This is a genomic window from Pannonibacter phragmitetus DSM 14782, assembly GCF_000382365.1.
In the GTDB taxonomy this organism is placed as follows: Bacteria; Pseudomonadota; Alphaproteobacteria; order Rhizobiales; family Stappiaceae; genus Pannonibacter; species Pannonibacter phragmitetus.
In genome coordinates this window covers 31,029-57,082 of record NZ_KB908232.1, presented here as the reverse complement: position 1 = coordinate 57,082, position 26,054 = coordinate 31,029, and the positions used below count along the sequence as shown (strand labels likewise).

The 26,054-nt window shown below is 64.3% G+C and carries 26 protein-coding genes; 5 read left to right on the top strand and 21 right to left on the bottom strand.

From position 1 onward, the window contains the following. Position 1: 1 nt before the first annotated feature. From H163_RS0119105 to H163_RS0119095, 3 genes are read left to right on the top strand one after another with little or no spacing between them, the layout of a single operon-like run. Positions 2-889, top strand: coding sequence for a phosphatase PAP2 family protein (locus H163_RS0119105; protein WP_208975441.1), 888 nt, complete (start codon positions 2-4; stop codon positions 887-889). A 7-nt stretch (positions 890-896) separates the two neighbouring features. Beyond that, the gene (locus tag H163_RS0119100; RefSeq protein WP_051105433.1) at positions 897-1,667 is read left to right on the top strand and encodes a glycosyltransferase family 2 protein; all 771 of its coding nucleotides are present in this window, start codon (positions 897-899) and stop codon (positions 1,665-1,667) included. A gap of 37 nt (positions 1,668-1,704) precedes the next feature. Then, positions 1,705-2,019: a lipid-A-disaccharide synthase N-terminal domain-containing protein gene (locus H163_RS0119095; protein WP_019966228.1), complete on the top strand. Its 315-nt coding sequence runs from the start codon at positions 1,705-1,707 to the stop codon at positions 2,017-2,019. 82 nt (positions 2,020-2,101) lie between these two features. On the opposite strand, the gene H163_RS0119090 is transcribed toward H163_RS0119095, so the two are convergent. The 7 genes from H163_RS0119090 to phnC form a co-directional block, all read right to left on the bottom strand. Further along, positions 2,102-3,784, bottom strand: a complete 1,683-nt coding sequence (locus H163_RS0119090) for a methyl-accepting chemotaxis protein (RefSeq protein WP_019966227.1) — start codon at positions 3,782-3,784, stop codon at positions 2,102-2,104. Positions 3,785-4,155: 371 nt separating this feature from the next. Further along, complete coding sequence (locus H163_RS0119085) at positions 4,156-5,085, bottom strand: carbohydrate kinase family protein (protein ID WP_019966225.1); 930 nt, start codon at positions 5,083-5,085, stop codon at positions 4,156-4,158. A gap of 176 nt (positions 5,086-5,261) precedes the next feature. Further along, the gene (locus tag H163_RS0119080; RefSeq protein WP_019966224.1) at positions 5,262-5,870 is read right to left on the bottom strand and encodes a DapH/DapD/GlmU-related protein; all 609 of its coding nucleotides are present in this window, start codon (positions 5,868-5,870) and stop codon (positions 5,262-5,264) included. Next, on the bottom strand, positions 5,870-6,769 hold the full coding sequence (gene phnE / locus H163_RS0119075; protein WP_019966223.1) for a phosphonate ABC transporter, permease protein PhnE: 900 nt from the start codon (positions 6,767-6,769) through the stop codon (positions 5,870-5,872). Before phnE (H163_RS0119075) ends, H163_RS0119080 begins: the two co-directional genes overlap by 1 nt. Continuing rightward, entirely contained in the window at positions 6,769-7,680 is a 912-nt protein-coding gene (phnE, locus tag H163_RS0119070; RefSeq protein ID WP_026356058.1) for a phosphonate ABC transporter, permease protein PhnE, read from the bottom strand. The genes phnE (H163_RS0119075) and phnE (H163_RS0119070) overlap by 1 nt, the downstream gene beginning before the upstream one ends. Positions 7,681-7,846: 166 nt before the next feature. After that, entirely contained in the window at positions 7,847-8,755 is a 909-nt protein-coding gene (gene phnD / locus H163_RS0119065; RefSeq protein ID WP_019966221.1) for a phosphonate ABC transporter substrate-binding protein, read from the bottom strand. A 19-nt stretch (positions 8,756-8,774) separates the two neighbouring features. Continuing rightward, positions 8,775-9,581 carry a phosphonate ABC transporter ATP-binding protein gene (phnC, locus tag H163_RS0119060; protein WP_019966220.1) on the bottom strand — a complete coding sequence of 269 codons (807 nt, stop codon included), beginning with the start codon at positions 9,579-9,581 and terminating at the stop codon, positions 8,775-8,777. Between the two features lie 341 nt (positions 9,582-9,922). Between phnC and H163_RS23805 the strand changes: the two genes are divergently transcribed. Next, entirely contained in the window at positions 9,923-10,732 is an 810-nt protein-coding gene (locus H163_RS23805) for a class I SAM-dependent methyltransferase (RefSeq protein WP_051105431.1), read from the top strand. 145 nt (positions 10,733-10,877) lie between these two features. Here H163_RS23805 and H163_RS0119050 read toward each other — a convergent pair whose 3' ends face one another. From H163_RS0119050 to adhP, 10 genes are all read right to left on the bottom strand, one after another. After that, entirely contained in the window at positions 10,878-12,050 is a 1,173-nt protein-coding gene (locus H163_RS0119050) for an alpha-D-ribose 1-methylphosphonate 5-triphosphate diphosphatase (protein WP_019966218.1), read from the bottom strand. Next, on the bottom strand, positions 12,037-12,786 hold the full coding sequence (locus tag H163_RS0119045; RefSeq protein ID WP_019966217.1) for a phosphonate C-P lyase system protein PhnL: 750 nt from the start codon (positions 12,784-12,786) through the stop codon (positions 12,037-12,039). Before H163_RS0119045 ends, H163_RS0119050 begins: the two co-directional genes overlap by 14 nt. Positions 12,787-12,805: 19 nt before the next feature. Further along, positions 12,806-13,636, bottom strand: coding sequence for an ATP-binding cassette domain-containing protein (locus tag H163_RS0119040; protein ID WP_019966216.1), 831 nt, complete (start codon positions 13,634-13,636; stop codon positions 12,806-12,808). Continuing rightward, positions 13,633-14,550: an alpha-D-ribose 1-methylphosphonate 5-phosphate C-P-lyase PhnJ gene (locus H163_RS0119035; protein ID WP_019966215.1), complete on the bottom strand. Its 918-nt coding sequence runs from the start codon at positions 14,548-14,550 to the stop codon at positions 13,633-13,635. Before H163_RS0119035 ends, H163_RS0119040 begins: the two co-directional genes overlap by 4 nt. Then, complete coding sequence (locus H163_RS23235; RefSeq protein WP_051105430.1) at positions 14,547-15,671, bottom strand: carbon-phosphorus lyase complex subunit PhnI; 1,125 nt, start codon at positions 15,669-15,671, stop codon at positions 14,547-14,549. Before H163_RS23235 ends, H163_RS0119035 begins: the two co-directional genes overlap by 4 nt. Then, complete coding sequence (phnH, locus tag H163_RS0119025) at positions 15,671-16,243, bottom strand: phosphonate C-P lyase system protein PhnH (protein ID WP_019966213.1); 573 nt, start codon at positions 16,241-16,243, stop codon at positions 15,671-15,673. Before phnH ends, H163_RS23235 begins: the two co-directional genes overlap by 1 nt. A gap of 28 nt (positions 16,244-16,271) precedes the next feature. Continuing rightward, positions 16,272-16,742 carry a phosphonate C-P lyase system protein PhnG gene (locus H163_RS0119020; RefSeq protein ID WP_019966212.1) on the bottom strand — a complete coding sequence of 157 codons (471 nt, stop codon included), beginning with the start codon at positions 16,740-16,742 and terminating at the stop codon, positions 16,272-16,274. Further along, positions 16,735-17,475 carry a phosphonate metabolism transcriptional regulator PhnF gene (phnF, locus tag H163_RS0119015; RefSeq protein ID WP_019966211.1) on the bottom strand — a complete coding sequence of 247 codons (741 nt, stop codon included), beginning with the start codon at positions 17,473-17,475 and terminating at the stop codon, positions 16,735-16,737. The genes H163_RS0119020 and phnF overlap by 8 nt, the downstream gene beginning before the upstream one ends. A 180-nt stretch (positions 17,476-17,655) precedes the next feature. Then, a complete protein-coding gene (locus H163_RS0119010; protein ID WP_208975440.1) occupies positions 17,656-18,783 on the bottom strand; it encodes an AbrB family transcriptional regulator in 1,128 nt (375 codons plus the stop codon). A 178-nt stretch (positions 18,784-18,961) separates the two neighbouring features. Beyond that, positions 18,962-19,984, bottom strand: a complete 1,023-nt coding sequence (gene adhP / locus H163_RS0119005) for an alcohol dehydrogenase AdhP (protein WP_019966209.1) — start codon at positions 19,982-19,984, stop codon at positions 18,962-18,964. 208 nt (positions 19,985-20,192) lie between these two features. On the opposite strand from adhP, the gene H163_RS0119000 reads away from it, so the two are divergent. Further along, positions 20,193-21,998, top strand: coding sequence for an adenine deaminase (locus tag H163_RS0119000; RefSeq protein WP_019966208.1), 1,806 nt, complete (start codon positions 20,193-20,195; stop codon positions 21,996-21,998). Between the two features lie 66 nt (positions 21,999-22,064). Here H163_RS0119000 and H163_RS0118995 read toward each other — a convergent pair whose 3' ends face one another. From H163_RS0118995 to H163_RS0118980, 4 genes are read right to left on the bottom strand one after another with little or no spacing between them, the layout of a single operon-like run. Further along, the gene (locus H163_RS0118995; protein WP_019966207.1) at positions 22,065-23,069 is read right to left on the bottom strand and encodes an ABC transporter ATP-binding protein; all 1,005 of its coding nucleotides are present in this window, start codon (positions 23,067-23,069) and stop codon (positions 22,065-22,067) included. Next, positions 23,066-24,130 (bottom strand): ABC transporter ATP-binding protein, encoded by a 1,065-nt coding sequence (locus H163_RS0118990; RefSeq protein WP_019966206.1) that lies wholly within the window; start codon positions 24,128-24,130, stop codon positions 23,066-23,068. Before H163_RS0118990 ends, H163_RS0118995 begins: the two co-directional genes overlap by 4 nt. Positions 24,131-24,141: 11 nt before the next feature. Next, positions 24,142-25,041: an ABC transporter permease gene (locus H163_RS0118985; RefSeq protein WP_019966205.1), complete on the bottom strand. Its 900-nt coding sequence runs from the start codon at positions 25,039-25,041 to the stop codon at positions 24,142-24,144. Positions 25,042-25,044: 3 nt separating this feature from the next. Next, a complete protein-coding gene (locus H163_RS0118980; RefSeq protein ID WP_019966204.1) occupies positions 25,045-25,998 on the bottom strand; it encodes an ABC transporter permease in 954 nt (317 codons plus the stop codon). Positions 25,999-26,054: the final 56 nt, after the last annotated feature.

Sequence of the window (26,054 nt, the reverse complement as noted above, 5' to 3'; positions counted from 1 at the left end):
GATGGCATCCGGTCGTTTTTCCAAGATCCGCAAGCGCTTTGCAGCCAATGTTGCGGCCATTCGCGCCATAATCGGGAACCGCCGCGCGCGGGCTCAAGGCGTGCATGAGCCTCTGGCCGCGGGCCAGCGTCCGCAGGATCTGCTGGCCGTACTGTTGTTTGCCTCGGGTCTCGGTCTTGTGCTGCTTGATATTCCCGCCATTCCCTGGGTGCGTGCCTTGCCGCCCGAATATGGCATGGTGTTTTCCTGGGTGACCGATCTGGGCAAGTCCAACTGGATCCTGTGGTCGACCGGGATCTTCTGCCTTGCCTATCTGGCTTTTGTGAACACGCAGGCGCTCAGGGTCAGGGTCCGTCTGGCCGGAGCCATGATCTGGACCTATGCGGCCTTTGTCTTCTATGCCGTCGCGCTCAGCGGCATTCTCGTGGTGATCCTGAAGTGGAGCATCGGCCGCGCACGGCCGAAGCTTTATGAAGTGGCCGGGCCGGTGGACTTCAATCTCTTCGCCTTTCACAGCACCTACACCAGCTTTCCGTCCGGGCACTCAACCACTGTTGCTGCCTTCGCGCTGGCTTTGGCGCTGATTTTTCCGGCCTGGCGCTGGCTGATCGCCGCCGTGGCCTTCTGGGCGGCTTTCAGCCGTGTGATGGTTGGTGCGCATTATCCCTCTGACGTGGCTGCCGGTCTGGTGCTGGGCGCTGCGACAACGCTTTACTGCGCCCGCTGGATGGCGAAGCGCCGCATCGGGTTCGTGCTGCTGCCCGGCGGCCGGATCAGGCCAATTGCGGGCGGTTTATCTGCACGCGCAGCCTTCCGGGCGCTTTGGAATGCGGCACTGGGGCGCCGGTCTGCGGCCGCGCATCCCGCCGCTGCTCAGGATGAAAAGTGAGATGCCGATGAACGGTACAGCACAGGCCATGGCAGATGCCGGACTTGAGGTGAGCGTGATCGTGCCGGCCAAGGACGAGCGCGACAACCTGCCCATCCTGCTGGACGAAATTGCCGAGGCGCTCCAGGGCCGGGCCTTCGAGGTGCTGGTGATCGACGATGGCTCGACCGATGGCACCGATCAGGTTCTTGCCAGCTATGCCGCTTCCCACCCCTGGCTGCGCCCCCTGCGCCATGCCCGGTCTGGCGGCCAATCCTGCGCTGTGCGCACCGGGCTTCGCCATGCACGCGGGCGGATTGTTGCCACGATCGATGGCGATGGTGAGAACAATCCCGCCTATATCCCGGAGCTGATGGCCGCTCTGGAAGCTGGCGGGCCGTCCGTGGCTCTGGCCGCCGGTCAGCGGGTGGGGCGCAAGGCGAGCCGGGCCAAGCGCATCGCCTCGCGGCTTGCCAACCGCCTGCGCGGTGCAATGCTGAAGGACAACACGAGGGACAGCGGCTGCGGCCTCAAGGCGCTGCGCCGCGAGGTCTTTCTGCAGCTGCCGTACTTCGACAGCTGGCACCGCTTCCTGCCCGCGCTGGTGATCCGCGAGGGCTATGGCGTGGTGCATGTGGATGTGCTGGACCGGCACCGCCGCCATGGCACGTCCAAATATGGCATCTTCGACCGGGCCCTGATCGGCGCACTCGATCTGTTTGGCGTCTGGTGGCTGCGCCGCCGCCGCAAATCCATCCCTGAGGTTTCGGCCATCGTACCGGCCGCCGGACCCCGTTGAGACCACGCCGGAGCGGATCACAGGAGCCGCAATTCAGATGAACGCTTTGCTTGACTGGCTGCATACGGTTTTCGTTGAGCAGCTGGATGTTTGGATCATTCTGGGCTTCGTTGCCCAGTTCATGTTTTCGATGCGCTTTGTGGTGCAGTGGATTGCATCGGAGCGGGTAGGGCGGTCCATCGTGCCGGTGGCCTTCTGGTTCTTTTCCATCGGCGGCGGCACATTGCTGCTGATCTACTCGATCCAGCGTCAGGACCCGGTGTTCATCGCCGGACAGGCCCTTGGGCTGATCATCTATGTCCGGAATCTGTGGCTGATCTTCAATGAAAAGCGGCAGGATCCCACGATCTGAACCGAGCTGCTTGGCCAGCAGGAAAAAACAACGGGCGGGATGGTGACCATCCCGCCCGTTGTTGTTCCGGCACGCCCGGCTTTCAGGCGGCGCGGATGGTGCCGAGGAAGCGGGAGAGCTCGCGGTTGAGCTGATCGGCCTGCTTGGCGAGATCGGCCGAGAAATGCAGCACGTCCGTCGAGGCGGAGCTGGATTCCTGGGCGGCGCGGGTCACCGTGGTGATCGCGCCGGATACTTCCGCCGTGCCGCTGGAGGCCTGCTGCACGTTGCGGGCAATTTCCTGCGTGGCGGAGGACTGCTCTTCCACCGAGGCGGCAACTGCGCCGCTGATCTGGCTCATCTTGCGGATGGATTCGGCGATATCCGTGATGGCTGCGGCCGAGTCCGTGGTCGAGAGCTGGATGGAGGCGACCTGCGAGGCAATCTCCGTGGTGGCCTTGGCTGTCTGGTCGGCGAGCTGCTTCACTTCGGCGGCAACCACCGCAAAGCCCTTGCCGGCTTCGCCCGCACGGGCCGCCTCGATGGTGGCGTTGAGCGCCAGCAGGTTGGTCTGGCTGGCGATGCCGTTGATGAGCTCGACGATGTCACCAATCTTCTGGGCTGCATCCGACAGGCTGTGAACCTTGCGGGCGGCCGTATCGGCATCGGTCACGGCCACATTCGACATGCGGTTGGACTGGTCAACCTGACCGGCGATCTCGCGCACGGACGCGGTCAGTTCCTCGGTTGCCGCAGCAACGGTCTGGACGTTGGCCGAGGCCTGCTCGGCGGCCGCTGCCACGGTGATGGACTGCTGGGACGTGTGTTCCGCGTTGGAGGACATGGCCTGCGCCGCCTTTTCGAGACGGTTCGCGGCCACCGTGACATTGCTGACAATGCCGCCGACGGCATCTTCAAATTCCTTGGCAATGCGCGCCATCATTTCCCTCTGACGGGCTTCGGCACTGGCCTTCTCCGCATCGGCTTCCCGCTGCAGACGTTCCTTCTGGATGCTGTTTTCCTTGAAGATCAGCGCGGCCTTGGCGACAGCGCCGATTTCATCACGGCGGTCCGTGCCCGCAACGGCGACCGCATTATCACCGCCGGCAAGCCGGGTCAGCGTTTCGACCATCTGTCTGATCGGCTTTGCCACGCCATACTGGCTGACATAGAGGCCAATGCCGATACCTGCGATAATGGCGATGACGGCCGTGACCACCATGGTGGTTGCGGCGGAGATGGCGGAACTGGACGCCGTCTCGCGCTGGGTCTTCATCATGTCGCCGGAGTAGGTGCTATAGACCTTCACTGCGTCCGTCACGGCTTTCTGGCCGGAGAGAGCGGTTGCAAGGGCGCTGTTGATGGCTTCTCCATTAGCCGGATCCTTGGCGGCCACGTCCACCATGGCAATGATGGTCTTGAAATAGGCATCCAGGGCTTTGCGCACATCCGCCAGTTGCTGCTTTTGCGCCGTGTCGGCCACCGCTTCGAGAACTGGCAGGCGTGCGAGCATTTCCGTCGACCGGCGGTCTGTCTCGGCGCGGAAATCGGAAGCCTTTTCAGGGGCAAGTGCCAGCTGATACGTCATGCGGCTGATGGCGATGATATCGATACGCAGGTCCATCGCTTCCCGTGCCGCTTCCTCGGATGCACCAACTTCGGTGAAGGAATGGCTGAGGGTGTTGATCTGCGTCCAGGCGACGGCCGCGATCCCGGTCGCGCAAAGCCCCATGAGGATAAGGACCGCCAGAATTTTCTGAACGATCGGAATATGCTTGAGTGCCATCGGTAAGGCCTTTCTGCCGAAGCGGAAGATTCTGGCCGTTACGATAGGATGTGGTGATTACTGAAGCTTTAAATGAAAATGACAGCTGAGTGACGTTTAGGACAGTTGGTCCGGCTTCTTTGTAATTTCAGATTGTATGTAATTTTTCCGGTAAAATCTTCGATTGCCGAATGTGAGGCAGGAGGTCTTCCGGCTTTGTTTTGCGGCGCACAAGAAATCAGCCGCCCTGAGGGCAGCTGATCCCTTCTGCTGGCGGCGAAGAGCGGTCTCATACCAATGCTCGATGAGCTTGACTTGTCGAGCGTTGGTTAAGCCCGTGCGGCGCTTGAGCAATTTCAAGGCGTGATGCGTCAGCATCGAAAGCCTTGGTATCAGATGCCGGAAAGTTCGCTGCGGAAAGGCGGATTGGCGCCCGCGCGTGAAACCGTGATGGCCGCGACCGCGACCGCACGGGCCAGTGCGGCTGCAAGGCTCTGGTCCGCGATGCCTGCAATCGCCTCCTTGGTCAGGAGGTCCGCATCGTCCAGCGCCGAGAGGAAACCTGCGTTGAACGTGTCGCCGGCGCCGACCGTATCCACCACCTCGACCTTGCGGGCAGGAACGGTCACGTCGAGCGTGCGGGTCAAAGCCCTTGCGCCATCCTTGCCCAGCGTGAGGATGACGATCTTCGCGCCGCTGGCGATCCAGCCTTGTGCAAGAGCCTGGAACGGCTCGCCGGGGGCCAGCCAGTCCAGGTCCTCATGCGAGACCTTGATGATGTCTGCCTGCGGAATGATGCGGGCAAGGCGGGCGCGGTAGGCAGCTTCATCGGTGATGAAACCGGGGCGGATGTTGGGATCGAGCGAGATCACACGGGCGGGGGCCTCACGTGTCAGCAGGGCCTCATAGGCGGTACCGCAAGGCTCGCCGATCAGGCTGATGGCACCGAAGTGCAGGGCGCTTGTCCCGTCCGGCAGCACCGGCAGGTCCTCCGGCGTGATCAGCCGCCCGGCCGAGTTCTCATCATAGAAGGTGTAGGTGGCGTCTCCATTGACGAGGCGCACGAAGGCGAGCGTCGTGGGACGGGCAGAGCGGATGCACAGGTCTGAAGTGACGCCGGAGGCCGCAAGATGGGCCAGAAGCTGCTCGCCAAAGAGATCCGTTGAAATGCCGCAGAGGAAGCCTGCGCGGTTGCCGAGGCGGCCAAGCGCAAGGGCCGTGTTGAAGATGGCGCCGCCCGGTACCGGCAAAAAGACTGTGCCTTCCGTGCCAACGGTCCTGGGCAGCATGTCCATCAGCGCTTCGCCGCAACACAAGATCATCCGCGTTCCTCCCGGTTTCCGGATCAAGTCAGGTCCGCACTGCTTGTGCCCCGGCACGCGCGGCGGCGCAAGATCCCCCGGGGCCGAAGGTGGGCCTCCTGCCTCCTGTTCCGCCGCCGGATGCCGGGATTGCACGCCCTGACCATCTGGTCTGGTGCGCTCATCGTGAAACGGTGTCAGCGGTATTTTTCGATGAACTCATCAATGGACAGCATGCGGATATCCGGGAGGGCTTCGCGCAGGGCGTCATGGCTCCAGTCCCACCAGGCAATGGCCTGCAGGGCTTCGGCCTGAGCTTCGGAGAAACGCCGCTTGATCGGACGGGCCGGAACGCCGCCGGCAATGGTGTAGGGCGGCACATCCTTGGAGACCACGGCGCCTGCGCCAACGACCGCACCGGTGCCCACGGTGACCCCGGCCAGAACCGTGACCCCATGACCGATCCAGACATCGTGGCCGATGGTGACCCAATGATCCTTGCGCCACAGGAAGAACTCGGCATCGTCCTCGCCGAGGCCGTATTGGGCAGCGCGGTAGGTGAAGTGGTGCTGGCTGGCGCGCCAGGTGGCATGGTTGCCCGGATTGATGCGTGCGCCTTCGGCAATCGAACAGAACTTGCCGATGGTTGACCAGACAATGTTGCCGCCCTTGACGATGTAGGAGTAATCACCAAGGCTCGATTCCCGCATGGAAACATGCGCCATGATTTCGGTCCACTTGCCGATCTGGCAATCAACCACCGTTGCGGTTTCATGGATGCTGGGGGCTTCGGAGAGTGTTTTCATTATCTTGTACCGTTGTATGTGCCGATGAAACGGGTGCGGATGACTGCCGATAGCGCGTCGATGACATAGACCATGGCGATGATCAGGAAGATGATCGACCAAGCCTCGTCCCAGCGGTAGGCGCCGATGCGGTCGGAAAGCAGGAAGCCGATGCCGCCCGCGCCGACGATGCCGAGGATCGTGCCGGAGCGGACATTGGATTCAAAATTGTAGAGCGTGATCGACAGAAGCACGGGCAGGACCTGTGGCAGAATGCCAAAGCGGACGGATTGCAGCGGTGCGCCGCCCGAGGCGATGACGCCTTCGACTGGCTTCTTCGAGGTGTTTTCGATGGCTTCGGCGTAAAGTTTGGCCAGCACACCTATCTCGCTGACGGCAATCGCCAGCACACCGGCCAGAGGGCCAAGGCCGAAGGCGCGGATGAAGATCAACGCCAGGATCAGCGTCTCGAAGGCGCGGATGATATCAAAGCCGCGCCGCACGCCGAAGCGCAGGAACGGAATGCGGTTGATGTTCTGGGCGCCAAGGAAGGAAAGGGGAAAGGCGATGAAGGCGCCCAGCACGGTTCCGAGGAAGGCCATCGACAGGGTTTGGGCAAGGCCGGTCAGGATCTCCGACATTTCCCGCCAGGACGTCCAGATATGGGGCGGGAACATGAAGGACAGCACCCGGCCAAGGCGTTGCAGTCCGTTCCAGAGCCGTTCGGGCGACGCATCGAAATCATGGAGGCACCAGGCAAAAAGGGCCGTGAAAGCAAGCCAGAAGCACGGCCGGGCGAACCGCTGCAGCGGAGGGCGCCGGAAGGCATGTGGCAGGCGGGCTCTGGCACGGGCGATTTCGGCTGCGGTGATGGCAGGGGCGGCAGCCGGGCCGTGACGATATGCGGTGTCGCGCTGCATCACGCGTTCCTTTCCAGGCCGATGATGTGATGGCGGAGCTTTTCCGACAGCCAGTCGATCACGGTGACGGTGACCAGGATGATCAGGAACAGGGCCGAAAGGTCGGTGTATTCCTGATAGGACAAGGCGGTGCGGAACTCCTGTCCAAGACCGCCGGCGCCCACATAGCCGATGATCGAGGAGGAGCGGACGTTGATCTCGAAGCGCAGCAGCGTGTAGCTGATGATATTCGGCATGACCTGTGGCACCGCGCCATAGCGGATCTGGTCGAACCAGCTGCCGCCTGCCGCCTTCACACCTTCCAGCGGGCGCATGTCGATGTTTTCGTTCACTTCGGAATAGAGCTTTCCGAGCGAACCGGCGGTGTGGAAGGCGATGGCGAGCATACCGGCCAGGGGCCCGGCGCCGAAGCAGAAAACGAAGATCAGTGCAAAGACCAGATCCGGCACAGTCCGGGCAATTTCCAGCACCCGCCGCGAAACCCACAGCGTGACAGGGCCCGGTGTCAGGTTGCGGGCAGCGAAGAAGGACAGCAGGAAACCGCCGGCAAGGCCCAGAACAGTCGCCATGAAGGCTATCAGGATTGTTTCCAGCAGCAGCCAGAGCCAGACCTTCCAGCGCCAGAACCATTCGGCCAGATCTTCGCCGAGGCTGGCGGGCGATAGGACGGGGATGGTCTTGTACAGATATTCGCCAAGCCGGGGCAGGCCGGCCAGCAGCACCCAGCGCTCGGCGCGGCTGCCGTCGGCGAGTGTGATCTGGCTGACCTTGAAGAAGTCGGAAAATCCGGCCGTGACCAGAAACAGCACCAGAAGGAGGGCCGAGACGACAAGGAAAGTCAGCCGGGCGCGGCTGCGTTGCGCGGCATAGTCCCGCTCGAAGGCCGTTACTGTCGGGGATACAAGGGTCATGAGCTGTCCGTTGCTGCGTATTTTCTGCCAATGCCCAGCGTCACCGCCCCAGGTCTTGCGATGCTGACGCATCACGCCCTGAAATTGCTCAAGTGCGGCATGAGCTTGACCAACTCCCGATGAACAAGGCTCATCGGGAGTTGGTCTTGTTCACAGAGCGCTGATGTCAGCTCCGGCGCTGCTTCTTGAACCAGTCGCGCATGTCGATGATCCACTGGTAGCGGTCATGGTCGACCTCGACATAGCCCTTGGCCGTGGATTTTTCGGCGCCGGACATTTCCTTGAAGGCCACCGGATCGGCCGTGGGGACGTTCTTGACCGCGTCCTTCATTGCGGTGATCAGGCCTTCCGGCAGATTGGCGCGGGCCGCAAAAGGACCGGAGGTGATTTCCGGTGACTGCCAGATCCAGCAGATCTCGCCCTTCTGGATCATGCCCTTGGCTTCCATGCGCTGCGGAATGCCGTTGATCTCGTTGTTGATATAGGTGGCGGCCGCGTCGAACTGGCCGTTGGCGACACCGGCAACTCCCGCTTCATGGCTGCCGGAGAAGGGCGTTGCGCCAAAGAATTCGGACGGCTTGAAGCCTTGCTTGTCGAGATTGTAGTAGGGCACGTTGTAGCCCGAGGTGCTGTCCGGATCGGCAAAGGCGAGCGTCTTGCCCTTCAGGTCCTCGATCTTCTTGTAGGGGCTGTCACAGCGCACGGCGATGACCGAGAAGTAGCCGGTGGAACCGTCCTGCTGCACCTGTGTCAGAAGCGGGATCATGCCGCCTTCGGACTCCGTGTAGGCGGCCGCATAGGCGGAGGAGCCGAGGAAGGCGAATTCGATCTGGTTGGCCGCGAGCGCCTGGATCACGCCATCGTAGTTTCCGGCCGTGAAGATCTCCACATCCACACCTACCGTCCGCTTCAGATAGTCCTTGAAGGGGGTGTAGCGGGAGACGCGGTCGCTTTCGTTCTCGCCCGAGAGAATGCCGAACTTGACGACCTTGTAGTCGTTCTTCCAGTCCTGGGCGTGGGCGGTGGTTGCACCGAGGCCGAGGGCAAGCACGGTGGCGGCGGCAATGATACGCATGTCAGTCTCCCTTGAGAGGTCAGGCCTGCATCGCGACCCTGAGGCTCGTCGATGTCACGGTTTCGGTGAAGTCCTCGAGGTCCTCGCTGCCGTAGATGCTGCGCATCACCTCGCAGGTGAGCAGCCGCGGCGCGCCATCGAACATCACCCGGCCGGAGCGCATGGCGATGATCCGGTCGCAGTAGGTGCGGGCGGTGTCGAGGGTGTGAAGGTTGACGAGGATGGTGATGCCATCCTCGCGGTTGATGGTGCGCAGGGCATCCATCACGCGGGTCGCATTGCCGGGATCAAGGCTTGCGATCGGCTCGTCGGCAAGCAGGATGCGCGGGTTCTGCACGAGGGCGCGGGCGATGGCGACACGCTGCTGCTGGCCGCCGGAAAGCGTTCCGGCCCGTTGCAGCGCTTGCGGGGCCATGTCAAGCCGGTCAAGGGCGTGGATGGCGAGCGTGCGCTCCTCGTCGGAGAACTGCATCGCCATGGAACTGAGGAAGCCGTGGGCAGAGAGGCGTCCGACCAGCACATTGGTGAGAACGTCGAGCCGTTCCACCAGATTGAACTGCTGGAAAATCATGGCGCAGTCCCGGCGCCAGGCGCGCAGGGCCTTGCCCTTCAGCGCACCGACATTGAGACCGCCGAAATGGATCGTCCCTTCACTCGGGTCGATCAGCCGGTTGATCAGGCGCAGCAGCGTGGATTTGCCTGCGCCCGAGCGTCCGATCACCCCGACGAACTGGCCCGGGGCAATGGAGAGCGTGACGTTGTCGACGGCGCGCGTGGCGCCGAAGGAGCGGCCGAGGCCGGAGAGGGAAAGGATGTTCTGTTCCATGACGGGAAGACTGCCCGCCCTCTGTAACAGCGCCGCGTCATCCGAATGAATTTTCGTCTGGGCCTTTGTGACGTATCCGTGACTGATATGCAGCTTTTACGGGCAAGGGACGTTGTTCCCGCTGCGGAAAGTCTTTCAGGAGGTGGCTGAAGCCCGGTTTAAACTCATCAATCCAATAGGTTAGCCTGTGGGCTGGGCTGACGGCCGGAGTTTGCTGCAATGAAAGGTTCATCTGTCCTTCGCTGAACTGTCATGTAAACGGCGGAAAGTCATTCGAACCAATTTTCACACTGTCCGCCGGCTCCATGCCATTTGCCGGGCCGGTGCGTCAGGAAAAGGCAATGATCGAGACAGCGCATCAGTTCGAGGGACTGGCCGAGTTCTATGAGGCCGGCCGTCCCGGGTATCCACCCGCGGTGTTTGCGCATCTGGCGCGGATCTGTCCGGCCCGCTCCGGGCTGAAGGTGGCCGTCGATGTGGGGGCGGGGCCGGGCAATTCGACGGGCGATCTGCTCACCGGTCTTGGTGATGGCTGGAGCGTCATTGCGGCTGAGCCGGGAGAGGACATGCGCCACGTGCTCATGCGCCGGTTCCGCAATACGCCGCAGGTGCAGATCATCGGCGCCCCGGCCGAGCAGCTGAGCCTGCCGCCGGATTTTGCCTCGCTGGTGGTGGCCTGTTCGGCCGTGCACTGGTTCGACCGGCCGAAATTCTACGCCGAAGCTGCGCGGATCCTGTCGCCGGGCGGCATTCTGGCGGTTGTGCGCAACCGGCGCAGGCCGGGGCAGATCTTTGACGGGTTCGACGCCTATGTCTGGAAACATTATCCCAACAGCGCGGAGCTGGAGGCCCGGGAGCAGCGCAAGGAGCCGAGCCATGAGGAACTGTCGGGACTGGACGGTTTCCTGACCGCGCACAGCCGGCGCTGGCCCTGGTCCCGCGCCTTTACAGCGCGGGAGCTGATCGATTTCTATCTGACGCGGGCAGTGGTCTGGACTGTTGTCCGCCGTCTTGGCCTGTCGCGGGTGATGGCGGATTTTCAGGAAATCTGCGCGTCCCATGGCCTTTCGGGCGAGACGCGGATGGACATGCACTTTGACACGCTGGTGCGCTGGACGCAGCGCCGGGCCCGTCCGGCAAGAACGGGCTGATACCAATGTTCGATAAGCTTGACTCATCGAGCATTGGTTAAGCCCGTGCGGCGCTTGAGCATTTTCAAGGCGTGATGCGTCAGCATCGAAAGCCTTGGTATGAGAGGAACGGTGCCGCCGCATGTGGCGGCACCGCAGGCGCGGCTCAGGCCGTCTTTGCGCGCGCCCCGAGATGGCCGCCGGAGTAGATGAGCCGGCCCTGCCGCAGCGTGGCCCGCACATGGCCGATACCCGTATCATCTGCAATGACAAGGTCAGCGAGGCGGCCGGTTTCGATGCAGCCGCGATCGTCGAGACCGAGGGCTTTTGCGGGGTTGAGGGTTGCCAGACGCACGGCGCCGGGAAGGCCATCCCGGTCTGTTCCGGCGAGTTCCAGCAGGGCCGGAAGCATGGCCGAGGGGTGATAGTCGGAGGCCAGCATGTCGAGAAGACCGGCGGCATGGGCCTCGCGGGCCGAGAGATTGCCGGAGTAGGACTGGCCGCGCAGGGCGTTGGGAGCGCCCATGGCCGTGGCCAGCCCGCAGCGGCGCGCTTCGGCGGCAGCCTCCAGCGTCACCGGGAATTCGCTGATGACCACGCCGAGGCCATGCATCAGTTCCACCTTGTCCGTTGTGTCGTCGTCATGGCTGGCAAGGGCGACACCATGCGCCATGCACAGGCTGGAAATGGCTTCGAGCGTTTCGGCCAGAACGCCGGCCGGCTGCGTCCGCTCTTCGATGCGGCGGGCGATGGCCTCGGCCGCTTCTTCGCGGCTCAGGCCTCTTTCCCGGGCCATCTTCTGCACGTGCCGCTCGATGTCGCGGTACTGGCCCTGGCCGGGCGTGTGGTCGGTGAGCGAAATGAGATCGACGGTTCCCTCCGTGATCAATTCCTCGATGACGCTGAGTGCCTTGGGGAAGGTGATCTCGAACCGGGCGTGGACGCGGTGATCGACATTGAGCATGTGCCGCATTGCCTTCAGCTCGCGGATCACGGCGCTGGTGTGTTCATAGCTGCGCAGATGCCCGTAGGTGGACATGGGACTGAAGGAGAGGGCGGCATAGGCGGTGGTGAAACCTGATCCGGCGAGGCGCCGGTCAAGATCGCGCAGCCCCAGTTCCAGCGGCATCGGCACATTCGGGCGCGGCTCGACCTCGCGTTCCACCATGTCGCCATGCATGTCGACAAAGCCGGGCAGCAGCAGAAGGCCGTTCCCCTCAAGCTCTGCGCCCGCAACCGGAGTATCGCGCAGTTCGGCGATGCAGCCATCCTCGATCCGCAGGGAGCCGTGTTCGATCACCTCGTTCGGGGTGACAATGCGAAAGTCAGACAGCCACATGATCAAGTTCTCCGGTTGCCGCAGGCGCGTAGGGGACCGCCGTTTCCGGCTCAGTCTGGGTGGTGAGAAGGATTTCCCGGTCGATCAGGCCCGCCACATCACCCGGGTGATGGAAAACACCGATCATGGCGACTCCGCCGGCCTTCAGATCCGCCAGCCGCCGCACCAGTGCAGCGCGGGCACCGGCATCGAGCGAGGCGGTTGGCTCGTCCAGAAGCAGAAGCTTCTGCGGCAGGATCAGAGCGCGGGCAAGGTTGACCTTCTGCTGTTCGCCGCCGGAAAACGTGGTGGGATAGGCACGCCACAGATCACGTTTCACGCCGAATTCTTCAAGCCAGCGGTGTGCCTCGTCAAGGGCCTCCGCTCTGGCCATGCCCGCCCGGCGCAGCGGTTCGGCGACGATCTCGACGGCGGCAACGCGCGGCCGCGCGGTCAGGAACTGGGTGACGAAGCCGATGTCACGGCGCCGCAGCAGGGTGATGTCGACATCGGCGGCTGTTGCAAGGTCGATGCGGCCTTCGCCGGCCGCGTACCAGATGTGCCCGGCCTGCGGCAGGTAGCTGCGGTAGAGCGTGCGCAACAGGGTGGATTTGCCAGCCCCGTTTTCGCCCCGCAGCAACAGGAACTCGCCGGCATGGAGGCGGAAGGAAATGCCGCTGAAGGCGTGCAGTTCCTGGTCGAGGTGATACATGTGGAAGCGCTTTGACAAACCTTCCACGTCGAGAAGCGGGGGCATGCGGACTGGTTCCTTGTTGTCAAAGTTTGGCCTGCACGAGCTGCTGGGTGTACTCGTGCTGCGGATCCTGGAACACCTGGTCGACGAGCCCCTGTTCCACCACCTTGCCACGGCGCATCACCATGACGCGGTCTGCCATGGTGTGGATGACGCCCAGATCATGCGAGACGATGACCATGGTGATGGCGCGGTCGCGCTGAAGACGCTTCAGCGTGTCCAGCACCAGCGCCTGCACCGAGACATCGAGGCCGGTGGTGGGCTCGTCGAGCAGCAGCAGCGAGGGTTCCAGCGCGATGGCCTTGGCCAGCTGGACGCGCTGCTGCATGCCGCCGGACAGTTCGATGGGCCGGGCGTCCATGCGCTCCAGCGGGAATTCCGAGGCGTCGAGTGCATCCCTTGCCTTGCCGCGCAGCACCTTGAAGCTGCGCTCCCCGGCCACCAGTAGCCGTTCGGCCACATTGCCCGACGAGGAGTGGCGCATCAGCAGGCCGAGGTGCGGGTTCTGGTAGACGATGCCGATGTTGCGGGCGCAGAGCATCCGGCGCTCGAACCGGCCGAGGTCGAACAGGTTGCCGGTCAGACCCGCTCCGTCAGGCCCTGGCAGATTGAGATGATAGGTGCCGCTGCCGGGCGTGTCCTCGAGGTTCATCATGCGCAGCAGCGTCGACTTGCCCGAACCGCTCTCGCCGACGATGCCCAGAACTTCGCCGGGATAGACGGTGGCATCAACACCGTCGAGGGCGGTGACCCCGCCAAAGCGGCGGGAAATGCCGCGCATGGTGAGGAGCGGGGGAATGGTCATCAGCCGGGGCGCGGCCTCGATGCGCTGAGCGGGGCTTTGGACGGTCATGTGCGGAACTCCCCGTTCTTGTACCAGGTCCCGATGTCCGGGATGGCTTCGCCTTCGCTGCGGCGGATGGCTTTGATGCCGAAATGGCTGTCGGACACCTCGAAGGAGGAGCTGCCATCGTCCTGCGGGATCTCGTTCATGAAATAACCTGTCACGCCGGAGCGGTGGCAGGTGAGCGGCTGGTGCTCCTCGACCTTGTAGGGCACATCCGAGAAGACCAGCGGCTCCACCTTCGTATAGGGTGGCACGGCATAAAGGCGCTTCTCGCGGCCGGCGGAAAGGAAGGTCAGATGCCGCGCCATGTGAAGTTTCGGCACATCCCAGCGCGGGATCGGCGAGGGCGTCATCACATGGCGGCCGTTGACAAGGCTGGGATAGGCCGCGCCCTGCATGATGCGGCCAGAGCGGACCATCTGCTCGTAAAGGGTCAGCCAGAGGCGGCCATAGTCGGCATCAGCGTGCATCTGCCGGGCCACCGACATGTTCGGCTCGACGGGGCGCAAGGGCTCCGGGTTCGGCACCTGCAGGACAAGGATCTGGTCCTCCCGCAGGATCTCCTCCGGCACCCTGTGGCGGGACTGCAGGATGGTGGCTTCGCCCGTGTCCCAGGTCTCACCAGCGCCCGAGACGCGGGCGAGGAACTTGCGGATCGAAGCGGCGTTGACGCTGTCATCGGCGCCCTGGTCGATGACCTTGACGACGGACGAGGGCTTCAGCAGCGTCAGCGTCACCTGCAGGCCGCCGGTTCCCCAGCCGCGGGCAATGGGCACCTCTCGGCTGGCATAGGGCATCTGGCAGCCGGGCACGGCGACGGCCTTCAGCATCTTGCGGCGCAGTTCACGCTTGGCGGAGGCATCCAGGAAGCCGTAGGAGAACGCCTTCCAGGGCTTGGTCAGGCTGGCAAGGCTGGTCATGCGGAAATCTCCCCGGTGATGGCCGGCTCCGGTGCGGCGCCAGATACGGGATCGGGTGCCGTCTTCGCCCCGGCAGCATTCCCCCCGGTGGCCTTCGACTTGGCGTCGCGCAGGGCATCCAGCGCCGACTGGAAGGTGACATAGTGGGGCAGCTTGAAGTGGATGCAGAAGCCGGAGGCCTCCACCGGCTCGGTGTGATAGAGGAAGAATTCCTCGTTCACCGGCGAATTCTGCGGCGCTTCCGGAGCGTTGAGGTCGAGGGTCGCTCCGGCGATGACCTTGATCTCGTTCCAGCCCAGCGTGGCGCAGAAGCCAAGGTCGAGCTGGCCCGACTTGCCCTTGGAGGTGACTTCGGCCTGAGAGACCTTGACCCGCCCGGCGCTGAACAGGGTGCCGCACGGATGACGGACAGTCACCTCCGCTTCAGCAAGGCGCAGTTCGTTGACCGTCGGATGCGCGTTGCCGTAGCCGCGCATGGCGGAATAGCCCAGTGCCAGAACGCCGCCGGTGTCGGCCCGGGCAAGGCTTTGCAGCGTGTGGGCGCGTTTGGCCGGGAACAGCAGCGGCTCGCGTGTCAGGTCGGGAATATCGTCCGGTGCCACCTCTTCGCGCGCCGGATCGGCGACGAGGCCCTGCGCCTTCTGCCAGGCGGCCAGAGACGGCTGGCGGGCGGGAGCGGGCAGGGGCGCCGGCTCAACCGGCTCCGGCACAAGAGGGCGGCCTTCCAGCACGCCGGTGGCCAGCAGCCGGTGGGAATAGTCGAGCGAGGGCCCAAGAATCTGGCCGCCGGGAATATCCTTGAAGGCGGCAGAGATGCGGCGGTGGGTGAAGAGCTGATCCTGCGTCACCGTTTCGGCAATGGCAAGGCGCGGCTGCGTGGTGCGCCAGGCCCGCAGCAGCAGCACGGCCTCATAGAGGTCGCCGCCGGACTGGGCCAGCGCCAGCGCCGCCAGATCCTCCTCATAAAGCGAGGCCTCGCCCATGACCCGGCCGATCAGCCAGGGCAGGGACTGGCGGATCTCCGCCACGCGGTCCGCGCCAATGGTGCCCATTCCGGCCCTGTAGAGCCTCTCGGACTGGTCAATAGCCCTTTCCCCGCCACGGGTTGCGACATAAGCCATCAGAGCACCTCGATCCGGGTTGAGCGCGGCAGGCCCATCACCTTGCTGCCATCGGCGATGAAGAGGTCAAAGCCGAGCGGGTAGCGGCACAGGTCATTGCGCAGGGCAAAAAAGCCCTGTGGCAGGCCGGCGACAGCGATCTCGCGCGTGGTTTCGATGCCGGGGCCCGACAGGCGCAGGCGCTGGCCTTCGCCCAGGCGGGCTTCGGTGACAATGGTCGCGCCCTCGTCCGGGTAGAGTGCGGAGCCGGTCTTCAGGGCGGCAAGCCGGGCCGCATCTGCGCGAGGGTCCAGTTGCAGGAACACGTGGCAGGCCTCATGCAGCGGGGCAAGCGTTGCACCCGTCTGCGCTGCAAGCCCGGCAATCACCGGGTCATCGGCATGGACCCGGCATTCCCGGTCGATGAGCGCGAGAAGGATGGTGCGCGGGCCGGGTTCGGGCAGATGGCGCACATCACCGGGGCGGCTCAGCGCCCAGAGGATCGCCTCGAAGGCAGCATTGTCGCGGATTTCATCCTCACCCCGCAAAGGCGCTGTGATGAGGGCATGTGAACTGGCGGGCAGGGCACCCATGACCGGGCCTCCTTGAGGAATAGGGGGATCAGAAGGTTTCCATGTCGACGCGTGTCGCCTCGATGGCGCAAAGGCTTTGCCGGTCGCGGGCGGCATTGGCCTCGATGGTTTCGGCAACGAAGGCACTGATGGCTGCGGGCTCAATCCCGGCGGCGGCTGCAGCGTCAATCAGGGCCATGGCCATGGCCCATTCGAGATCGCGCCCCGTGACCATGCCATAGCCGGTGGAGCCGTGACCGGTCAGGCGGACCTCGGCTTCCGCCACAAGAACCTCACCAAGGTGAAAGTCGGTGCCCTTCACCGTGTCGCGGAAGGGCAGCATGACGAGGCCGGTGCGGCTGCGCAGCACGTCAATGGCACCCAGCACCGGCAGCAGGCTTTCGGCGAAGTGCTTCACGCTGTCCGCGCAGGCGTGGGAAAGGGCTGTCAGCATGGCGCCGTGATCGGGGGCGGCGGCGCCAGGTTGCTGTGCAAGGGCAGGCTGGGCAGTGTCAGTCATTCTGGTCCGGGCTCCCGGTTTCGGGGGGAAGATCGAAGGTGAATTGCACGCGCCCGGCAGCCCAGATGGCCTGGGAATAGCCGATGGGCCGCCCGGTCAGATCCACATCGGTCTTGGTCACGGCCAGAACCGGCTGGTCCTGGTGCTGTTTCAGCAGGCGGGCTTCTTCCGCCGTCGGGCGGCGGGCGTAGATGGTGGTGCTCTTGCGCAGGTAGTCGGTGATGCCATGCGAGCGGTAGACATCGGTGACGGACAGGCCCGCGCGGCGCTGCCCGGCCATGTCCGGGAACAGCGCCTGCGGATGGTAGACAAAGCTGAGATTTACCGGCACGTCATCGGCAAGGCCGCGGCGCATCAGCCGGTGAACCGGCGTTCCTTCCGGCAGGCCGAGCGCTTCGGCAACCCGGCGCGGCGCGGGGATCACATCATCGGAGACCTGTTCGCCCGCAGGCGTCACGCCCTGGCTGATCAGGTTCTGGCGGAAGCGGGTGCGGTGGCCGATCTGGTAGTTGATGAGAGGCGCGCTTTCAACGAATGTCCCGCGTCCCTGCTCGACCCGCAGCTTGCCCTCGACGGCCAGCGCGGCGATGGCGCGGCGCACGGAATGCCGGCCCGCTCCAAATTCGGCGCAGAGTTCCGGCTCGGTCGGCAGTTGCGTTTCCGGTGCAAGAACGCCTGAGAGAATGTCAGCTGCCAGCCGGTCCCGGATCGATTGCCACGTTTCACGCGCCATCAAGGCCTCCAATTCATTCGAATGAATTGCGTGATAGCTGCTTTAGGTGACAGGGCCGTGACGCGGGCGTTTTTGTTCTTCCTGTTCTGCTCGTTGTGAACCGGCTGCTGACATGAGGCTACCGGCGTTCGGGCATGGCGCCCAGCATCAACTCAGGTCCGAGCCGCCAGTCAGAAGGGATCAGTCCCGCGGCTTGATGCGGCCTGGCGGGCGGCGGTCGATGAGAGAGAGAACCAATGGCGCGAAGGAAATCAGCAGCACGATGCGGGTGATGTGGTGGCTGGCCACGTAAGCGACTTCTGCTTTCATGGCCAGCGCAATGAGGCTCATCTCGGTGAGGCCGCCGGGGGCATAGGCCAGCACGATCTGCGAGGTGGTCTGGCCGATGAAAGCGCCAAAGCCAAAGGCAAAGGCCAGCGTCACCAGCAGGGTCATCAAGGTGGCGCCAAAGCTGAGGGAGACGGCGTGGATCACCTCGCGCCGGCCGGCGCCTAGGAACCGGCAGCCCATGATGGTGCCCATCAGCACCTGACAGGCGATCACCAGCCCCTGCGGCGGGGCGCTGGTGGTGATGCCGGTGACATGCACGGCGGCGCTCAGCAGCATGGGGCCGACAAGGGTGGCAGCGGGCAGGCGCAGTTTCAGCGCGGTAAAGGCGCCGATGACGCCGCAGGCCCCCAGGATGGCAAGGTCCTGCCAGGACGGACTGCCGCCTTTGGTAATGGCGGTGCCCACGCTCTGGCCCTCGATGATGCGGAACCAGAAGGAGATGAGGCTGATGGTGACGACGATGCGGGCGGCATGGGCGAGAATGATCTTGCGCTCATCTCCGCCGAGGTCCTTGCCGAGGCTGACCATTTCCATCAGCCCGCCCGGCATGCCGGAGCAGAAGGCCGTGACCCGGTCAAAGCCGCCCACCTTCATGTAGAAGGGGACGGCCAGCACGCCGGAGACAACGAGATAGAGCGCCAGAAGGCCAAGGGAGATGACCCAGTCGCCCAGTTGGCCGATGAGGGCGGGTGAAAAGCCGGAGCCGAGCAGAACGCCAATGACAGCCACAAGCGCAGGACGGATGCGGCCTGGCGGCAGGATCGGCGCGCCGAAGATCGAGGCCACCATGGTGAAGAGCATGGAGCCCAGCATCCACGGCAGCGGCATGTGCGCCAGCCAGAACAGAATGCCGCCTGCGGCCCCCAGCAAGCTGCCAAAGAGGATGCGGCGCAGGACATCCGGTGTCAGCGCGCGCGCAGTCTCGGTCCCGGGGGGTACCGGGCTGGGCTGGTCTTCGTCTGGATCAGGTCGGGACAAGGGAACGCTGCGGAACGGGGACAATCAAGGCGGGGGTGCACCGCAGCCACGCAAGAAAGAAAGCCCTCCGGCCCCGGTACACGCGGGACTATAGGCGGCTTGTTGCCGTGAGACAACCGCAGCCTGTCCTTCATGCACCGGCCCCGCGGCCGGAGGGATCTCCTGAAGGTTGGGGTCTTCAGGAAATGTCCATGACAATGCGGCCATCAATCTGACCTGCGCGCATCTTGTCAAAGATCGCGTTGATGTTGTCGAGCTTGTCCATGGCGTAATGTGCCTTCACCTTGCCGTCGGCGGCAAAGGCGAGGGATTCGGCCAAGTCATTGCGCGTGCCGACGATGGAGCCGCGAATGGTCTTGCGGTTGAGCACCGTGTCGAAGATCGGCAGCGGGAAGTCTCCGGGCGGCAGGCCGCATAGCGCCATGGTGCCGCGCCGGGCCAGCATGCCGAAGCCTTGCGCAAAGGACTTGGTGGAGACGGCGGTGACGAGCACGCCCTCTGCGCCGCCCAGCTTCTGCACCTCGGCCACGGGATCGGTGGTCAGCGCGTTGATCGTCAGGTCTGCGCCAAGGCTGCTGGCCAGCTTCAGCTTGTCGTCGCTGATATCGACCGCAACCACCTTCATGCCCATGGCCCTGGCATATTGCACCGCCATGTGGCCGAGGCCGCCGACACCGATGATCACCACCGTTTCACCGGGCTTGGTCTCGGTTTCCTTCAGGCCCTTGTAGACAGTGACGCCGGCGCAGAGCACGGGCGCTGCGGGCGCAAAGTCGAGGCCATCCGGGAGGTGGCCCAGATAATCGGGGTCCGCGAGCACATACTCGGCAAAGCCGCCGTTGACGCTGTAGCCGGTGTTGTGCTGGTCGTGGCAAAGGGTTTCCCAGCCGCCCATGCAATGCTTGCAATGGCCGCAGGCCGAATGCAGCCAGGGAACGCCCACCCGGTCACCTTCCTTGACGCCCTTGACGCCGGAGCCGACCTCGCAGACGTAGCCGACGCCTTCATGGCCCGGAATGAACGGGGGATTGGGCTTCACCGGCCAGTCGCCTTCTGCGGCGTGAAGATCGGTGTGGCAGACGCCGCTCGCCATCATCTTGACGACGATCTTGCCCGCCGTTGCTTCCGGCTTCTGAACCTCGCTGATGTCGAGCGGGGCTCCGAAAGCCCTGACGACGGCTGCTTTCATCTTCGCAGACATGATGTCTCCCTCCAGCAAAAATGCGCTGTGCCGGCTGGAGCGGATGCTTCAGGGCGGCGGTTCGCAACGGAGAGTGCCAGTGAAGAGGAGGTGCCGGCCTTGCTCCAGATCAATTCCCGGTTGTTTCTTGCTCCTGACTGTGGCTTGACAGCCGGGGCGCCGCACCGAACCATGGCGCAACAGTCAGTTCTTTCAGGAGTTTGCCGCCATGAGCCAGTCCACCTTCAAATCCTGGGCCGAAACGGCTCCCCGGCTCGTGGCGGTGGCGGCGGGGCGGACGCCTGCGGATCTCCTCATCCGGGGCGGACGGCTCGTCAACGTGCAGAGCCGGGAAGTTCTCGATGGCTGGCAGGTGGCGGTCAGTGAAGGCCGCTTTGCCTATGTGGGCCCTGATGCCTCGCACTGCATTGGTGAAGGCACGAAGGTGGTGGAGGCGGAAGGGCGCTTTCTCATTCCGGGGCTGCTCGATGGCCACATGCATGTGGAAAGCGGCATGCTGACACCGGCGGAATTTGCCGCTGCCGTCATTCCCCATGGCACCACCACGATCTTCCATGATCCGCACGAGATCGCCAATGTGCTGGGGCTGGCGGGCGTGAAGATGATGCATGACGAATCGCTGCTTCAGCCCATCAACATGTTCACGCAGATGCCCTCCTGCGCGCCGTCTGCGCCGGGGCTGGAGACGACGGGCTTCGAGATTTCCGCCGAAGATGTGGCTGAAGCCATGAGCTGGCCGGGCATCATCGGCCTTGGCGAGATGATGAACTATCCCGGTGTCATCAACGGCGACCCGCAGATGCTGGCGGAAATGGCGGCGACCATGGCCGCCGGAAAGACGGTGGGCGGCCATTATGCCAGCCCCGACCGGGGCATTCCCTTCCATGCCTATGTGGCGGGCGGTGCGGCGGATGATCATGAGGGCACGGCGGAATCCGATGCCATCGCCCGCGTTCGTCAGGGCATGCGCTCCATGATGAGGCTGGGCTCTGCCTGGTATGACGTGGAAAGCCAGATCACGGCGGTGACGCAGAAGGGGCTCGACCCGCGCAACTTCATCCTGTGCACCGATGACTGCCACTCCGGCACCCTGGTGAACGATGGCCACATGAACCGGGTGGTGCGCCATGCCATCGCCTGCGGCTGCGATCCGGTGATCGCGCTGCAGATGGCAACGATCAACACGGCCTCCCACTTCGGCCTTGAGCGGGAACTGGGCTCCATCGCGCCGGGGCGCCGGGCGGATGTGATCCTCACCTCCAGCCTCACGGATCTGCCCATCGAGGATGTCTATGCCCGCGGCGTTCTGGTGGCGCAGGGGGGCAAGCTGCTGGCGGAGTGCCCGCATTATGACTGGCCGCAAAGCGCCCGGGAGACCGTGCGGCTTGGCAAGGTGCTGGAAGCGGCGGATTTCGCCATTCCCGCGCCTGCCGGGGCCAATGCGGTGAAGGCCCGCGTTATCGGTGTCGTCGAAAATCAGGCCCCCACCAAGGCGCTGACGGCGGAGCTTCCCGTCTCCGGCGGACTGGTGGAAGCGGAAGACGAGGTCTGCCAGATCGCGCTGGTGGAGCGCCACCGCGCCACGGGCAAGGTGGTCAACGGCTTTGTCTCCGGCTTCGGCTACACGGGAGAGATGGCGATTGCCTCGACCGTCGCCCATGACAGCCATCACATGATCGTCGTCGGCACCAGCCGGCAGATGATGGCGAAGGCCGCCAACCGGCTGGGCGAGGTGGGCGGCGGCGTCACCGTCTGGAAGGACGGCAAGGAACTGGCGCTGGTGGAACTGCCCATCGCCGGCCTCATGTCCGACAGCCCCGCCGTGGATGTTGCTGCGAAGGCGGCGGCGATGGTGGAGGCCATGGCGGCCTGCGGCTGCACCCTCAACAACGCCTACATGCAGCACTCGCTGCTGGCGCTGGTCGTGATCCCCGAACTTCGCATTTCCGATCTCGGGCTCGTTGATGTCATCCGTTTTGAAATGACCGATCTGATCATGGAGAATGCGCAGTAGCAGGTTGTAAGGCACTGCCTCCCCGGCAGGTCCCCGCACAGGGCGGGGACGGCGCGGGGGGAGGGCTCAAGCCGCCACGTTGGCCGTTTGCGGGTGGAAGCAGGCGGAGACGTGGGTGGGCTGGCCGCTGGCCGGAACAAGCTCTGGCTTCTGCGACCGGCAGACATCGGTTGCGAAGGCGCAGCGCGGGGCGAAGGAGCAGGAGACGGGTTTTGTTTCGAGCGCGGGCGGGGAGCCGGGGATGGCGTCGAGCCGCTGGCCCTTGACCACATCATGCAGGTTCGCCGCCAGAAGGCCGCGCGTGTAGGGATGCTGCGGGTTGCGGATGATCTCGCGCGCCGGGCCCATCTCCACGATATTGCCCGCATACATGACCGCGATCCGGTCCGACACCTCGATGGCAACGCCAATGTCGTGGGTGACGAAGATCACGCCCATGCCGAATTCCTTCTGCAATTCGCGCAGCAGCAGCAGGATCTGGATCTGCACGGTGGCATCAAGGGCGGTGGTCGGCTCGTCAGCCAGCAGCAGCTTGGGACGGCAGGCGAGCGCGAGCGCGATCATGGCGCGCTGGCGCATGCCGCCGGACATTTCATGCGGATAGTTCTTCAGCCGCCGTTCGGGCGAGGGGATGCGCACGCGGGTGAGCATGTCGAGCGCCACATCCATGGCCGCCAGCTTGCTCACGCCCTTGTGGCGCATCACGGTTTCGGCGATCTGGTCGCCGATGGTGAAGACAGGATCAAGCGCCAGCGCCGGTTCCTGGAACACCATGGAGACTTCGCTGCCCCGGAAGGCGGAAAGGGCTGCGCCCTGCAGCTTCATCACATCGGTGCCGTTCACCCGCACGCTGCCTTCGATGTCTGTCCGGCGCGGCGGCAGCAGGCGCAGCAGCGTCTTCAGCGTCACGCTCTTGCCGGAGCCGGACTCGCCCAGCAGCCCGAGGGTTTCGCCCTGCTGCATGGTGAGGCTGACGCCGTTGATGGCATGGACCGTGCGCTCGCCCTTGAAGCGGACGGTGAGATTGTCGAATTCCATCAGGGGGGCGGCGGTGGTCATTGTGCTGCTCATTCTGCTGCCTCCTTCACGGCAAGGCTGTGGCCGGAGGCGGGCTCCAGCATGTGGCAGGCGGCCATGTGATCCTCTGCGCCGGGAAGGGCGGCAAGGGCGGGTTTGGCCGCAGCGCAGACGCCTTCGGCAAAGCGGCAGCGGGTGTGGAAACGGCAGCCGGTGGGCGGGTTGATCGGGTTGGGCGGATCGCCTGCGAGCGGTGGTTCCATGGTGCGGTTGTCCGGGTCCATGGAGGGCATCGCGGCAAAGAGCGAGGCGGTGTAGGGGTGAGCCTGCCGCTCGTAGATGCTTTCCGCTGGTCCGATTTCCACCACTTCGCCCAGATACATCACCATCACCCGGTCGGAAATGTAGCGCACCACATTCAGATCATGGGAAATGAAAACGTAAGTCAGGCCCAGCTCCGCCTTGAGATCGTTGAGCAGGTTCAGCACCTGCGCTTCCACCGACTTGTCGAGGGCGGAGACGGCTTCATCCAGGATGACGAGGCGCGGGGCCATGGCGAGCGCCCGGGCAATGTTGATGCGCTGGCGCTGGCCGCCGGACAGTTCGTGCGGGTAGCGATGGGCAAAGCGGGCCGGATCAAGCCCCACCTTTTCCATCAGACTGCGGGCGCGGCCTTCCGGATCGTCCATGCCATGCAGCTTCGGGCCGAAGGCGATGGAGTCGAGGATGGTCAGGCGCGGGTTGAGCGAGGCGTAGCTGTCCTGAAACACCATCTGTACGCCGCGCCGCAGGTCCTTCAGTGCCAGTTCCGCGCCCAGTGCCTCGCCGTCGAAGATGATCTGGCCGGCATCATGCGGGATGAGACCGATCAGGAGGCGGGCGGTGGTGGACTTGCCGCAGCCGGACTCGCCGACGATGCCGAGCGTCTCGCCCTTTTTCACATGGAATGAAACGTCATCCACCGCATGCACCGTGCCGGTGCGCCGGTTGAGAAGGCCGGAGCGGATGGGGAAGTGCTTGGTCAGGTTCTGCGCCATCAGCAGGGGCTGGGCCGGGCCGCCCCTGTCTTCGGTCTGCGCAAGAGTTTCTGCGTTCAAGGCGTTGGTGGCTGTCATTTGCGTGCTCCTCAGTCCTTGACGTTCATGGCGCTGCGCAGGCCGTCGCTGAGCAGGTTGAGGCAGAGGGAGGTGGCAAAGATCATCAGGCCGGGCAGAGCGGCGACATAGGGGTTCACGTAGATCGCCGTGCGCAGTGTGTTCAGCATCAGGCCCCATTCCGGCTCGGGCGGGCGCACGCCGATGCCGAGGAAGGAGAGGCCGGCAGCGAGGATCATGCACACGCTGGTGAGGCTGGTGGCATAGACGAAGATCGGGCCGATGACGTTGCTGATCACATGGGCGCGGATGATGGTGAGCGCCCCGCCGCCGCTGGCCCTTGCTGCATCGATATAGTCGAGGGAGCGGACGCTTGCGGTGGCGCTTTCGGCGACGCGGGCAATGGGCGGGATGAAGACGATGGTGAGCGACACCAGACTGTTGACGATGCCGGCGCCCAGCGCACTGGAAATGGCGATGGCGAGAAGCACGGACGGAAAGGCGAAGAAGATGTCCACGGTGCGCATGATCACCGTGTTGAGCCAGCCGCCCGCATAGCCGGCGATGATGCCCAGTGCCGAGCCGATGAAGAAGGCCAGGACCACCGGCATCAGCCCGACAAACAGGGTCAGGCGGCCGCCGTAAATCAGCCGTGCCAGCATGTCGCGGCCCTGTTCGTCGGTGCCAAGCGGATTGCCGTCGAAGCCGATGGGCTTCAGGCGGCGGATCATACTGGCCTTGTATGGGTCGGCCAGGCCCAGATACGGGGCAAAGATCGCGGCCAGAACCAGCGCCGCCAGAATGACGAGGCAGACCACGGCCAGCCGGTCGCGGGTGAAACGGCGGGCGACGCCGGACCAGTAGCCGGGGGCTGACTGAACCACGGGTGGGGTGATCGTGGCAGGGCCTGCCGCGGGGCTTGTCACGCTCATGGCTCAGGCTCTCTTGATGCGCGGGTCGATGGCGGCCTGTGCCACATCGACGAGGAGGTTCATGGTGACGAAGAACATGGCGAGTACCAGGATCGTGCCCTGCAGCAGCGGAAGATCGCGCTGGAAGATGGCGTTGGACAGGAGGAAACCCGAGCCGGGCCAGTTGAACACAGTCTCGATCAGGATCGAGCCGCCCAGCAGATAGCCGAGCTGCAGGCCCATGACAGACAGTGCCGTGGGCGCGGCATTCCACAGCACGTGGCGCAGCACCTCGCGGTGGCGCATGCCCTTGGCATAGAGCGCCTGCACGAAGTCCATCGTGAGAATATCGCCCACAAGTGCACGCACCGTGCGGGCGACCAGCCCGATGGGCACAACAGACAGGGTGACGGATGGCAGGATCAGATACTTGAGGTGCTCGAGGTCCCAGACCCACTCGCCCGAACCGCCGGGCCCTGCGCCCATGGCCGGAAGCCAGCCGAGCTGGACGGAGAAGATGATGACCAGCACGATGCCGAGCCAGTAGTTGGGCACGGAGACGCCGGTGATGGCAGCGCCCGTCACCAGGCGGTCAAAGGCGGTGCCGCGCCAGTATCCAGCGAGAAATCCGAGCGTCAGGCCGACAGGAAAGGCGATGAGGCTTGCCATCATTGCCAGCAGCAGGGAGTTCTGGACAGCGCCGAACACTTCCTGCGCCACCGGGCGGCCCGTCGCGATGGATTTGCCAAGGTCGCCGGTCACCACCTTGCCGACCCAGATGGCGTATTGAAGGGGCAGGGGCTTGTCGAGCCCGTAGGCCGAGCGCATGGCGGCCTGTTCCTCCTGCGTCGCGTCCACCGGCATGATGGCCGTCAGCGGATCGCCGGGGGCGATATGCACGAGCAGGAAGCAGATCAGGCTGACGCCGATGGCAACCGGCAGCACATAGATCAGACGGCGCAGAAGATAGATGAACATGGGCGGTGGCCGCTCTTCTCTGGAAACCGGTGTCTTTTGCGTCCCGGCTCTTGCGG

What these genes read in the sequence shown, in the direction of transcription:
- H163_RS0119000 (WP_019966208.1), top strand. Translation starts at nt 20,193, where the DNA reads ATGAGCCAGTCCACCTTCAAATCCTGGGCCGAAACGGCTCCCCGGCTC.
- H163_RS0119045 (WP_019966217.1), bottom strand. Translation starts at nt 12,786, where the DNA reads ATGCCCCCGCTTCTCGACGTGGAAGGTTTGTCAAAGCGCTTCCACATG.
- H163_RS0119090 (WP_019966227.1), bottom strand. Translation starts at nt 3,784, where the DNA reads ATGGCACTCAAGCATATTCCGATCGTTCAGAAAATTCTGGCGGTCCTT.
- H163_RS0119105 (WP_208975441.1), top strand. Translation starts at nt 2, where the DNA reads ATGGCATCCGGTCGTTTTTCCAAGATCCGCAAGCGCTTTGCAGCCAAT.
- H163_RS0118995 (WP_019966207.1), bottom strand. Translation starts at nt 23,069, where the DNA reads ATGAGCAGCACAATGACCACCGCCGCCCCCCTGATGGAATTCGACAAT.
- H163_RS0119095 (WP_019966228.1), top strand. Translation starts at nt 1,705, where the DNA reads ATGAACGCTTTGCTTGACTGGCTGCATACGGTTTTCGTTGAGCAGCTG.
- phnD (WP_019966221.1), bottom strand. Translation starts at nt 8,755, where the DNA reads ATGCGTATCATTGCCGCCGCCACCGTGCTTGCCCTCGGCCTCGGTGCA.
- H163_RS0119085 (WP_019966225.1), bottom strand. Translation starts at nt 5,085, where the DNA reads ATGATCTTGTGTTGCGGCGAAGCGCTGATGGACATGCTGCCCAGGACC.
- phnE (WP_019966223.1), bottom strand. Translation starts at nt 6,769, where the DNA reads ATGCAGCGCGACACCGCATATCGTCACGGCCCGGCTGCCGCCCCTGCC.
- H163_RS0119035 (WP_019966215.1), bottom strand. Translation starts at nt 14,550, where the DNA reads ATGACCAGCCTTGCCAGCCTGACCAAGCCCTGGAAGGCGTTCTCCTAC.
- H163_RS0119080 (WP_019966224.1), bottom strand. Translation starts at nt 5,870, where the DNA reads ATGAAAACACTCTCCGAAGCCCCCAGCATCCATGAAACCGCAACGGTG.
- phnF (WP_019966211.1), bottom strand. Translation starts at nt 17,475, where the DNA reads ATGGCGCGTGAAACGTGGCAATCGATCCGGGACCGGCTGGCAGCTGAC.
- phnE (WP_026356058.1), bottom strand. Translation starts at nt 7,680, where the DNA reads ATGACCCTTGTATCCCCGACAGTAACGGCCTTCGAGCGGGACTATGCC.
- H163_RS0118990 (WP_019966206.1), bottom strand. Translation starts at nt 24,130, where the DNA reads ATGACAGCCACCAACGCCTTGAACGCAGAAACTCTTGCGCAGACCGAA.
- H163_RS23805 (WP_051105431.1), top strand. Translation starts at nt 9,923, where the DNA reads ATGATCGAGACAGCGCATCAGTTCGAGGGACTGGCCGAGTTCTATGAG.
- phnH (WP_019966213.1), bottom strand. Translation starts at nt 16,243, where the DNA reads ATGGGTGCCCTGCCCGCCAGTTCACATGCCCTCATCACAGCGCCTTTG.
- adhP (WP_019966209.1), bottom strand. Translation starts at nt 19,984, where the DNA reads ATGTCTGCGAAGATGAAAGCAGCCGTCGTCAGGGCTTTCGGAGCCCCG.
- H163_RS0119020 (WP_019966212.1), bottom strand. Translation starts at nt 16,742, where the DNA reads ATGACTGACACTGCCCAGCCTGCCCTTGCACAGCAACCTGGCGCCGCC.
- H163_RS0118980 (WP_019966204.1), bottom strand. Translation starts at nt 25,998, where the DNA reads ATGTTCATCTATCTTCTGCGCCGTCTGATCTATGTGCTGCCGGTTGCC.
- H163_RS23235 (WP_051105430.1), bottom strand. Translation starts at nt 15,671, where the DNA reads ATGGCTTATGTCGCAACCCGTGGCGGGGAAAGGGCTATTGACCAGTCC.
- H163_RS0119100 (WP_051105433.1), top strand. Translation starts at nt 897, where the DNA reads ATGAACGGTACAGCACAGGCCATGGCAGATGCCGGACTTGAGGTGAGC.
- phnC (WP_019966220.1), bottom strand. Translation starts at nt 9,581, where the DNA reads ATGGAACAGAACATCCTTTCCCTCTCCGGCCTCGGCCGCTCCTTCGGC.
- H163_RS0118985 (WP_019966205.1), bottom strand. Translation starts at nt 25,041, where the DNA reads ATGAGCGTGACAAGCCCCGCGGCAGGCCCTGCCACGATCACCCCACCC.
- H163_RS0119050 (WP_019966218.1), bottom strand. Translation starts at nt 12,050, where the DNA reads ATGTGGCTGTCTGACTTTCGCATTGTCACCCCGAACGAGGTGATCGAA.
- H163_RS0119040 (WP_019966216.1), bottom strand. Translation starts at nt 13,636, where the DNA reads ATGACCGTCCAAAGCCCCGCTCAGCGCATCGAGGCCGCGCCCCGGCTG.